Consider the following 10,048-nt stretch of genomic DNA (forward strand, 5'->3'; position numbering starts at 1 on the left):
GGCATGGCTCCCACACGGTACGAGACCCCAGTAACTCCGGGATTCGAGGCGCCATGGAAGCGCTGTGAGTAGCCGACGCACGAGACCGCTCATACTCCGACGGTGCCTGCCCCAACGGTATCCCCCAGCAACTTGAATAAACCTTGGGCCCCGGCGCTCCCCCGGGCCGGCGGCGTCAGGCCGGGAGCAGCCCCAGGAGGACGGGCACCACGCCGAGGCACACAAACGCCGGCAGGGAGCACAGGCCCAGCGGCACCACGAGTTTCACGCCGAGCGCCGCCGCACGCTGCTCGGCAGCCCTGTTGCGTTCGCGGCGAAGCCGGGCCGCCTGGGCATAGAGGAGCGCCGAGGAGGGGGCGCCGGTGAGAGCGGCGAAGCAAAGGGCGTCACGCAGGGCGAGGAGCTGGTGCGCCCGGGCACCGGAACTGCGCCATGCGGTGTCCCAGTCGGCGCCGATTGCGAGTGCCGACACAACCGGCCGAAGTTGCCGCCCGAGTTCCGGTGGCACCAGGGCGGCGACGAGTTCGAGGGACCGGCCAAGCCCGGCACCTGCATCCAGCATGGCGCCGATCAGTTCCAGCATCATGGCGGTATCCCGCAGACCTGGGAAGCTGTGACGTCCGTGCCGGCCGGCGTCGGGGGGCACCGGGCTTCGGGCGGCCGGGTCAGCCGCGGCCCGAAAATGGCGCCGGAGCCGCAGGCGGACACGGTCCGGGCGGGCGAGGACCACGATGACTGCACCGGCGAGGCTCGCGGCCACCACGAATCCGGCCAGTTCGGGCCTCACGGCAGCCGCGGCGTCACGATGGGGATTCCGCCGCGGCCCGGACGAGCCTTGAGGACCACAGCCGGCCGACGGCGGTCAGTGCCAAACCTGCGGCCAACGCCGCGAGGCCCCAGGGGTTTGTCAGCAGTGTCGCCACCGGATCCACGCCGAGCAGCAGGCCCAGAGCCAGGCCCGACAGCGGGAGCCAAGTCAGCAGACGGACAGTTGCGCGGGGCCCCGCCAAGGCGGTCTGCCGGGCGGCCTCGGCGTCGTCCTCCGTCTCAAGGTGGGCGGCAAAGCGCGCCAGGACATCGGCCAGCGGGCAACCGCTGGCCTCGGCCGTGTCAAAACATGCGGCGAGCTCGCCCCAGACGCGAACCTCGCGGCGGGCCCGCACGCCCACGGCCCCCATGCCTGCGAGGGCGGTGCCCTCACCCGCTGTTCCGCCGGAGACCTCGCGACGGATGGCCGCGGCCACGGAGGACCCGCGCAGGGCGGCCGCGCGCGCGGCCGCCAGGATCCTGAGGGACTCCTGGCCGAGGACCGCTCCGGAGCCTGCGCGGGCCCGGTCGCGGGCGGACCCGTGACCCGCCATGTGGCCCGCGGACCAGCCCCGCGCAGCGTCCCCGCCGTACAGGACCCACAGTTCGTCCCACAGCCGGGCGGGGATGCGTCCGCCCTTCAGCAGCGCGGCCAGCTGCTGGACCACGGCGGTCATTGGGACGGGTCCGGCGCCTGCGTTTCCACCGCGCACACGGCCGAATCTTTCACGGGCACCTCGCCGGCGGGATCGCGGCTGCCCGTCGGCGGCGGAACTTCCCGTGCCGGTTCCTTGCAATGCCCTGCGGGTACGCTGACCGGCAGCGCGCGGGGAGGGAAATGCCAGCCACACGGCCAGGGCCAAAGCGATGATCAGGAGGGCGGTCATGGCAGCGTCCATTACCTCGGGGGTTCCTGTCCGGAACCCGGCGGGCGCTCGGCCGGCCGCGCCTCCTCTAGCTCGGAGGGGCCGGCCCCGGCCAACCCGGGATCCAGGCCGAGACGGTGCGCCAGCTGCGGCCAGGCCCGGCCGAAGCGGAGGCGGCCCTGTTGGATCTCCAGTGCGGCGGTGACGGCCAGGCCCGAGTCGTCGGCCTCCATGATTCCAATGCTCGCGATCTGGCGCCCGGTATCCGTCCGCTCGACATGCACGACGGCGTCGATCGCACTGGCGACCTGCAGCCGTACCGCGTCCTGGCCCATGCCGGCGAGCGCGCCAAGGGCAGCCAACCGGGCAGGCACAGCCGCGGCCTCATTCGCGTGGATGGTCCCGCCGCCTCCGGTATGGCCGGTGTTCATGGCCGAGAGCAGCTCGCGGACCTCAGCGCCGCGGCATTCGCCCACCACGAGCCGGTCCGGCCGCATCCTCAAGGCCTGGCGGACCAGTTCGCCCAGGTCCACGGCACCGCCGCCTTCCAGGTTTCCGTGCCGGGATTCCAGCGAGACGACGTGCGGGTGGACCGGATTCAGTTCCGCGGCGTCCTCAATCAGGACGAGCCGCTCCCCGGGGTGGCAGAGTCCGAGCAGCGTCGCCAGCAACGTGGTTTTCCCGGAGCCGGTGGCCCCGCTGATGAGGAAGCTCAGCCTGGACGCCACCATGCGCTCGAGCACGGATTGGACCAGGCCCCCGACAGTCCCGGTCCCGAACATGCCGTCGCGTCTCAGCTCGGGCAGGGAGAAGACCGTGGCGCGGCGGATGCGCACACTCAGGAGCGTTCCGGCCGTGGAAATGGGCGGCAGCACCGCATGCACCCGGTAGCCGCCGTCGAGCCGGACGTCGACGCACGGCGAACCGTCATCCAGGCGGCGGCCGCCGGCTGCCACCAGCCTCGCGACGAGGGCCCGGATCTGCGGCTCCCCGGAAAAGACGACCGACGCCTTTTCCAGACCGCCGCCGCGGTCCAGCCACACCGAGTCCGGCGCGTTGACAAAGATGTCCGTCACGGCGGGGTCCCGGGTGAGGGGCTGCAGGGGGCCCAGGCCGTTCAGTTCGGCGCTGATGCTTTCCACCGCAGCCAGGGCGCCGGCCGTGCCGAGCAGCCGTCCGCTCGCCTGGACCGCGGCAGCGACCCGCGACGGGGTCACCGGGGAGGCATCTGCCATGACAGACTCGCGCACGGACTCCAGCAGCGTCTGGTCGAGAAATCCCTGCGAACGGCGGCGGCCCGGTGCGCGCCGGGTGGGCTGTTCGGTGTCGGCGGGTTCCGCGGCCGCATGGGCACTCATGAGTCATCTCCTCCGTTCAGGTCAAGGACTCCGGCGGCGAACCGGCGGACGGCGCGCTGCCGGCCGGCTTCCAGAAGGCGGCCGAGTTCAGTTGCTCCGGCCAGACCCCTGATGTCCGGCATGATGCCCTGAAGGACAAGCCCCACGGAGTCCGCTAGCAGCGGCGCTTCCAAGGCGGCGCCGGGACTGGCCCGGACCACGAGCGCCGTGTCCACGGGAGGCAGCTCCTGCAGCAGCCAGGCTGTGGCGACGGCGGCCCGCAGCCGGGCGGGCGCAACAACGATAATCCGGTCGCATTCCCCGGCGAAGGCCCGGAGTGCCTCCCGATCCCGGCCAATATCCAGTACGACCAGCTCGCAGCCGCGGCGGGCGGCATCGAGAACCGCGGCCACGGTGCTCGCGTCCACACCGGCGGCACGGTCCCGGGTCCCCGGCCACGACAGGAAGGAGAATCCGCCGGCGACCGGCAGCGCATCGTCCAGCTGGGCGGGGTCGATGCTGCCGCTCACCCCGGCCAGATCCGGCCAGCGGAGCCCATGGGCGTCCTCGGCGGCCAACGCCAGTTCCAGGCCGCCACCCCAGGGGTCGCCGTCGATCAGCAACACGCGGATCCCGGTTCCGGCGGCGGACTGGGCGATCCAGATGGCGGCCGTCGTGGCCCCGGCACCGCCGCAGCCGCCTGTGAGACCCAGCACGAGTCCACCGGCTTCCGGCGCGCGGGACCTGCTCAGGTGTTCCGCCAGCCAGGCGGCCGCGTCCGGCAGCACCGCGACGCGTTCGGCCCCGATGGCGGCGGCCAGATGCCACAGCCCGTCCCCGTCGCCTTTGAGGCCGAGCAGCACAGCAGGGGCCCTCCGCCGGGGCGGCAACTCGCGGATGTCGCTTCCCACCAGCACGGCGGCCGCTGCGTCCCAGAACGGTGCGGCCTCGGCAACGTCCTGCACCGTCCGCAACTGGCCGCCGGCCGCAGCGACGATGCGTTCCACCTCGCTGCGCAGCACATCGACCCCGGTGACGAGCAGGGTTTCCGCAGAATCCCCGGGGATCCAGGGCCCCGGCCCAGGCGGGGGCGGCGTGCCTGGACCACGTTCCTGGTGCCTGTTCATGCTGCCACTTTGCCCGGACCGGAAGCGCAGCGTAACCGCCGTCGTGGGCTATGTGGACAAGCTTCGCGGCTTTCCTGCACCCGAGACCAGGAAATGCGCACGGACCACGCCCCGGAGCAGGGCAGAATTGACCCTATGTACCTGCTGCTCGCTGCCCACGCCGACGGCGCGGCGCTGCAGCAACTCGCGGCGGATGGTGTCCCTGAACCGTCCAATCCGGAACCCCGGGTTGTCAGGGCCGGCGACCTCGCCGCAGTTGTGCGCGGGCTCGAGGAGCGGCAGCCGCGTTGGATCTGGCACCGCACGCAGGACTGGTACCCGGCGCTGCTGGGCGCCGGGGTGGAACTCGAGCGCTGCTACGACCTCACGTTGTGCGGGTCGATCCTGGCCCACTCGGAGTTCACCGCCCACACCGGCTATGCGCAGGCGGCGGAGAAGCTGACGCAGGATGACGAGCTGCACCAGCCGCCGCGGGGCCTGCAGCCCCCCGCCCCGCCGCCGGAACAGGGTGCCTTGTTCGACGCCCCGACTCCTGGTCGGCGCCCCGGCCAGTCCCTTGAGGCTCTTCGCGCCGAGTACGCCGCCCAGCAGGAGGCGCTGAGGCAGGCGGGGTCGGCCGCGGGCACGGCGATCGTCGCCGACGCCGGCCGGCGCCAACGGCTGCAACTGCTGCTCGCTGCGGAATCCGCCGGGGCCATGATCGCGGCTGAAATGCAACACACCGGCGTCCCGTGGCGGGAGGAACTGCACGAGCGGATTCTCGCGGATCACCTCGGACCCCGCCCGGCTCCGGGCCAGCGTCCGGCCAAACTCGAATCGCTCACGGCCGAACTCCGGCTGCTGCTGAAGTCGCCGGCGCTGAACCCGGACTCCCCGCAGGAGCTCATGCGCGCCCTGCACCGCAACGGCATCGAAGTGAAGACCACCCGCCAGTGGGAGCTGAAGGAATCCAGCCACCCCGCGATCGTGCCGCTGCTGGCCTACAAGAAGCTGGCCCGTCTCCACGCTGCCAATGGCTGGGTGTGGCTGGATACGTGGGTGAAGGACGGCAGGTTCCAGCCCGAGTACGTGGTGGGCGGCGTGGTGTCCGGCCGGTGGGCGTCCCGGGGCGGCGGGGCGCTGCAGATCCCGCGCCAGGTCCGCGGCGCCGTCCACGCCGATCCCGGCCACAAACTGATCGTTGCCGACGCCTCGCAGCTGGAACCGCGGGTGCTGGTGGCGCTGGCGCAGGATTCCAAAATGGCTGAGGCAGCCCGGGACAAGGACCTCTATGCGGGCATTGCCGCACAGGGCTTCGGCGGCGACCGGGCAAAAGCCAAGGTTGCCCTCCTCGGGGCAATCTACGGGGCGACCACGGGCGAGTCCGGACGGCTAATGCCCCAACTGGCCCGCACCTACCCCCGCGCCGTGGGCTTCGTCGAGCAGGCTGCCCGCGACGGCGAAGCCGGCAGGACCGTCACCTCTCGGCTGGGCCGGAGCAGCCCGCCGCCGTCGGAACGCTGGCTGCAGAGCCAGCACTCCACCACCGCGGAAGAACAGCGCCGGGCGGACTCAATCGCACGCTCACGCGGCCGCTTCACCCGGAACTTCGTGGTCCAGGGCTCGGCCGCTGACTGGGCGGCGTGCTGGCTCGCGGAACTGCGACGCCGGCTGCGCGCCATGCGGTCGGACGGCGCAGCCGCTGGCGAACTGGTGTTCTTCCTCCACGACGAAGTCATGGTCCACTGTCCCGAATCCGCCGTCGGTGACTGCATCAAGGCGATCGAGGAGTCCGCAACTGCCGCCAAGGAGCTGTTGTTCGGCCGCATTCCGGTGGAATTTCCGGTCAGCGTGGCCGTCGTGGACTCGTACGACAACGCCAAATGAGTGACCAATATCACTGCCTGTAACGTACCGGTCGGTAGCGTTGTGTGGGCTCCGTCACCGGGCTACCCTCGAGAAGGCCGGCGAATTCCCGTACGAACCGCCGGCTATTGCAACGACGCAAGGGATATTGGGGAGGCACAGGTTTGGCTGGCACTTTTGAGATCGCGCAGGCTGGCGACAAGGCATATTTCTTCAGGCTGACGGCGGCGGATGGCACGGTAGTGGCCGTGTCCCCGCTCTTCAGCTCCATCAAAAGCGCGGCGGCGGGCATCAACGCCGTGCGCGAGAATGCCGCGACAGGCCTGGTTGTGGATCGTTCCGGTACGCACAGGCGAGTCGCCGCCAGCAGGGCAGGAGGACGGGCACTCGTTCCCCTTGCGGGCAGGGCGGTGGCCACCAGCTAGCAGTGCGGTGGCCTGCGGGCTTCACACATCGATCCCGTAGAGCCGCGCACGGTCCCAGGGAACGGCCCAGCCCAGCTGTTCAAAAAGCTGGTTCAGGATCATCCCGGTAAAACCCCACACCACCACGCCGTTGACGGTGAAGGCGGGGCTCTGAAACGTCTGTCCGGCCCGGCTGACCGTGGCCATCACCCGGTTGTCCGGGTCCAGCAGGTCCCGGACCGGAACACGGAACACCTGCGCGGATTCACCGTAGTCCACCACCCGGACCGGCGATTGGGCGGCCCACCAGGCCAGGACCGGGGTGACCAGGAAATTTCCCCGGGGCAGCGCCAGTTCAGGCATCACGCCGAGCACGTCCACGCCCGCAGGGTTCAGCCCGGTCTCCTCTTCCGCCTCGCGAAGGGCCGCATCGACCACGGATTCACCCGGGTCGATCCCGCCGCCTGGAAACGCCACCTGTCCGGGATGGTCCTCCAGGGTTTGGGCCCGCTGCAGCAGCAGCACGTCCAAATCGGCGGGAGCAAGCAACTTCTCGGACAACGCCGGAACGTTGTCCAGCGCGCCAAAGAGCATGAGCACGGCGGCCCTGCGGACCCGCTCGCCGGGTTCGACGGCGAGTTCCCGCCAGCGCGGATCCGGGGCCGGCGCCGTCCCCGCCTCCACCGCGGCAACGAGGTCGGCGAGGTCCTGGCGCGCGGTCACGGCTGCTTCCTCTGCGATTCCATCCGGATTTCGGCGGCGCGGTGTGTCTCGGCCCGCAACCGGGCCAGCAGCTCCTCCTGCCCGGGGGCGAGTTCGTACTTCAGCAGCTTCTTTGCCTTCTCCGGGTCGGTCTCGCCGGCGCCGTAACTGGGGCACCAGTTGGCGACGGCGCAGGCGCCGCAGGCCGGCTTGCGTGAGTGGCAGACGCGGCGGCCGTGAAAGACGACGCGGTGCGAGAGCATGGTCCAGTCCTTCGGCTCGAACAGCTCAGCGACGTCGGACTCAATCCGGACCGGATCATCGGACTCCGTCCAGCCAAAGCGCCGCGCCAGGCGGCCGAAGTGGGTGTCCACCGTGATGCCCGGGATGCCGAAGGCATTGCCCAGCACGACGTTCGCGGTTTTCCGCCCGACGCCGGGCAGCGTCACCAGGTCCTCCAGCCGGCCCGGCACCTCGCCGTCGTACTCGTCCACAAGCCGGGTGCACAGCGCGAGGAGATTTCTGGCCTTGGCGCGATAGAAACCGGTGGGCTTGATGATGGCCTCCAGCTCGGCCGGATCCGCCTCCGCCATCCGCCGCGCATCCGGGTAGCGCGCGAACAGCAGGGGCGTGATCTGGTTGACCAGCACGTCCGTGGTCTGCGCGGACAGCACGGTAGCTATCACGAGCTCGAACGGGCTGCGGAAGTCCAGCTCCGCGTGGGCATAGGGGTACTGTTCCGCGAGTTCCCGGTTGATCCGGCGCGCGCGGCGCTTGAGCGCCAGGACAGACTCCCCGGACGCCCCCGGCGCACGGGTCTTGGCGCTCCCAGGGTCCGGGGTGCCGGATACCGTGCTGCCGGATGCCGTGGTCACGGGGGCGGGCTAACCGCGTTCGATGTTGCTGAGGTCCCGCAAAACGCCGAGCCGGCCGTCGGTGTGCTGAACCAGGAATTCGTTGCCGCGGTCCTCAAGGGCAAGGACCCAGCCGCCGGGTTCAATGACGAACGCCGGGGCTCCGGTGCGCTCGTCGACGGCGGTGCGGGGCTGTGCGACGGCGAACCAGAACGCCTCGTGCACCGGGTGGACATCGTGCTCCGCGGGCCGGCTGGCGGGATCCACGGTGGCGCCGATGGGCTCCTGCGCCCGGACCTGCTCCTGGGGCCGGACCTGGGGGTTGACGGTGGTGGGCGCACTGCCGCCGGCAGCCGCCGGGACGCCGGCAGCCTGGGTTTGCTCAGCGGCGGGCGGGGTCTGCGCAAGGGGTGCCGCGGCACTGGCGGCAGCGGCACCGGCAGCGGCAGGGACGCCGGCAGTCCGGGTCTGTTCCGCGGCGGACGGGGCCGACTCGGCGGACGGGGCCGGCGTCGACGGCGTTGACGCGGCCGACGGCGCTGCAGCAGCCGCGCCGGCTGCTGGTACCACGCCCGAGATCTGGGTCTCCGGCGCGCTGGGAGCCGCGGCCCCCGGGGCCGCAGCGGATGCCGCGCCCGCGGAAGGGGCCCCGGCTGAAGGCGCCCCGACTGAAGGCGCGGCCGGTGAAGTTGCCGCCGGTGCGGCTGTCTGGCCGGAGGTGGCCTGGCCGCCGGTGGCCGGGCCGCCGCTGATCGGGCGCTTGGCCCAGCCCGCGGCCGCCCCGGACTCGGCCGCAGCGGATGCGGCTGCCCCGGATGCCGCCGCCTTGGATGCACCTGTTCCCGCGGAGTCCTTGGCTGTTTTGGGCTGCTTCGGCGTCTTGGGCGCACGGGGCTTGTGCACCGGGGCGACAGCTTCACGGGCCACGACGTGGGCAGGCGTTTCCTCGCGGCCCAGGAAGTCACCGGCAAAGAACGGGATCCAGCGGGCCAGCACGGTGGCCGCGAAGAGCCCCAAGGCGCCAAGGAGCGCTATCAGCATGCTCGGCACGAACGCCCCGGCGACGGCAAGGAAGAAGAAGGCCAGCGTGAAGGACGCCACGACGGACGCGAACTGGTCGATCGACAGGGAGCCGATCCGGATCTTAGTCGACGGGCTGAGGCGGCGGGCCACGAACAACGCGGTGACAATGAGCGGAAGCACGATGCCCAGGCCCAGAAAGAACAGGCTGCCCAGGTTCCACAGGTTGTAGGCGAAGGCGAACATCGGAATCAGCGAGGCGATGAAAAGAAGCAGCGTGGAGCCGAAGACGGTGAGGTCACGGATGGTGAAGGGACCGAGGACGGCTTCGTTTTTCTTCCCGGTCTTCTTGTCCACCGTGAAGCGTGGCGCATCCCCGAACCCGGCGGGCCCCGGCTGCGCCGTTCCGCCCTGGCTCTGGGCGGGCGCCCGGAGCTGCCCGTTGTCTTGCTCGTTCATTCCGTATCTCCTTAGCATGGCGGCGCTCTGGACAGCGCCGTCTAACGGCAGGCAAGGACAGTACCCAAGCGGGTCCTGTCGCCTCCATCGGATGTCACAACTTCATCTCAGCCTAGCCAAGTGGCTGGCCGATCACTAGCTGACAAGCCGAGGGCGGACACAGCAGAATTCTCCGGCTTTCCGAATCCCGGACGCTTGCGCCGGGCCGCCGTCCAGGGCCGCCAACGAACCACTCGGCGCTTAACAAACACCGCTCACGGCGCTGTTTGTGACGGGGCGCACGTTTGGTCGGACCCACGTATTAGTGTTTATTCCAGACAGCTCCAGCGGGCACTGCCGCGGTCTGCCGCCGCCCGACGCCGCGCATGCGGCCCGGCGTGGAGGCGACGCGCACGGCCGCGCAGCCCGGATCGATGAATGATGAGGTTCACCATGTCCCAGCAGACACCAGGCTCCATGGCCACGCAGGCGGCCAACGGCGACGCTTTCGAAAACCTGTCCCAGGAGAACCGCCGGTTCGCGCCTTCGGCCGAGTTCGCGGCGAATGCGGTGGTCACCGCCGGCGAGTACGCCGAGGCCGACGCCGACCGCCCCGCGTTCTGGGCGAAGCAGGCCCGGGAACTGCTG

The 10,048-nt window shown here is 70.8% G+C and carries 10 protein-coding genes; 3 read left to right on the forward strand and 7 right to left on the reverse strand.

Annotated elements, in window-relative coordinates; all coding sequences use genetic code 11:
• Nucleotides 1-175: 175 nt before the first annotated feature.
• The 4 genes from AC1D2F_RS19445 to ssd all read right to left on the reverse strand — a co-directional run bounded on the left by AC1D2F_RS19445 (nt 176) and on the right by ssd (nt 4,137).
• Entirely contained in the window at nt 176-787 is a 612-nt protein-coding gene (locus AC1D2F_RS19445; RefSeq protein WP_229993706.1) for a type II secretion system F family protein, read from the reverse strand.
• Nucleotides 788-800: 13 nt separating this feature from the next.
• A complete protein-coding gene (locus AC1D2F_RS19450) occupies nt 801-1,484 on the reverse strand; it encodes a hypothetical protein (RefSeq protein WP_476967511.1) in 684 nt (227 codons plus the stop codon).
• 221 nt (nt 1,485-1,705) lie between these two features.
• Entirely contained in the window at nt 1,706-3,031 is a 1,326-nt protein-coding gene (locus AC1D2F_RS19455) for a TadA family conjugal transfer-associated ATPase (protein WP_476967512.1), read from the reverse strand.
• Nucleotides 3,028-4,137 (reverse strand): septum site-determining protein Ssd, encoded by a 1,110-nt coding sequence (ssd, locus tag AC1D2F_RS19460; protein ID WP_229993703.1) that lies wholly within the window; start codon nt 4,135-4,137, stop codon nt 3,028-3,030. The genes AC1D2F_RS19455 and ssd overlap by 4 nt, the downstream gene beginning before the upstream one ends.
• A 135-nt stretch (nt 4,138-4,272) precedes the next feature.
• On the opposite strand from ssd, the gene AC1D2F_RS19465 reads away from it, so the two are divergent.
• Together AC1D2F_RS19465 and AC1D2F_RS19470 are read left to right on the forward strand one after the other, a co-directional pair.
• Nucleotides 4,273-6,003, forward strand: a complete 1,731-nt coding sequence (locus AC1D2F_RS19465; protein WP_229993702.1) for a bifunctional 3'-5' exonuclease/DNA polymerase — start codon at nt 4,273-4,275, stop codon at nt 6,001-6,003.
• Nucleotides 6,004-6,146: 143 nt separating this feature from the next.
• Entirely contained in the window at nt 6,147-6,407 is a 261-nt protein-coding gene (locus AC1D2F_RS19470) for a YegP family protein (RefSeq protein WP_476967513.1), read from the forward strand.
• Nucleotides 6,408-6,428: 21 nt separating this feature from the next.
• Here AC1D2F_RS19470 and AC1D2F_RS19475 read toward each other — a convergent pair whose 3' ends face one another.
• The 3 genes from AC1D2F_RS19475 to AC1D2F_RS19485 form a co-directional block, all read right to left on the reverse strand.
• Nucleotides 6,429-7,109, reverse strand: coding sequence for an NUDIX hydrolase (locus AC1D2F_RS19475; protein WP_229993701.1), 681 nt, complete (start codon nt 7,107-7,109; stop codon nt 6,429-6,431).
• Complete coding sequence (nth, locus tag AC1D2F_RS19480) at nt 7,106-7,873, reverse strand: endonuclease III (protein WP_229993740.1); 768 nt, start codon at nt 7,871-7,873, stop codon at nt 7,106-7,108. The genes AC1D2F_RS19475 and nth overlap by 4 nt, the downstream gene beginning before the upstream one ends.
• A 99-nt stretch (nt 7,874-7,972) precedes the next feature.
• Nucleotides 7,973-9,421 carry a hypothetical protein gene (locus tag AC1D2F_RS19485; protein WP_476967514.1) on the reverse strand — a complete coding sequence of 483 codons (1,449 nt, stop codon included), beginning with the start codon at nt 9,419-9,421 and terminating at the stop codon, nt 7,973-7,975.
• A 432-nt stretch (nt 9,422-9,853) separates the two neighbouring features.
• On the opposite strand from AC1D2F_RS19485, the gene AC1D2F_RS19490 reads away from it, so the two are divergent.
• On the forward strand, nt 9,854-10,048 hold a 195-nt coding region (locus AC1D2F_RS19490), incomplete at its 3' end, for a hypothetical protein (protein ID WP_476967515.1).

The sequence above is a fragment of the Arthrobacter sp. P1_B3 genome, from assembly GCF_056406615.1.

What these genes read in the sequence shown, in the direction of transcription:
- AC1D2F_RS19450 (WP_476967511.1), bottom strand. Translation starts at nt 1,484, where the DNA reads ATGACCGCCGTGGTCCAGCAGCTGGCCGCGCTGCTGAAGGGCGGACGC.
- AC1D2F_RS19455 (WP_476967512.1), bottom strand. Translation starts at nt 3,031, where the DNA reads ATGAGTGCCCATGCGGCCGCGGAACCCGCCGACACCGAACAGCCCACC.
- ssd (WP_229993703.1), bottom strand. Translation starts at nt 4,137, where the DNA reads ATGAACAGGCACCAGGAACGTGGTCCAGGCACGCCGCCCCCGCCTGGG.
- AC1D2F_RS19465 (WP_229993702.1), top strand. Translation starts at nt 4,273, where the DNA reads ATGTACCTGCTGCTCGCTGCCCACGCCGACGGCGCGGCGCTGCAGCAA.
- AC1D2F_RS19485 (WP_476967514.1), bottom strand. Translation starts at nt 9,421, where the DNA reads ATGAACGAGCAAGACAACGGGCAGCTCCGGGCGCCCGCCCAGAGCCAG.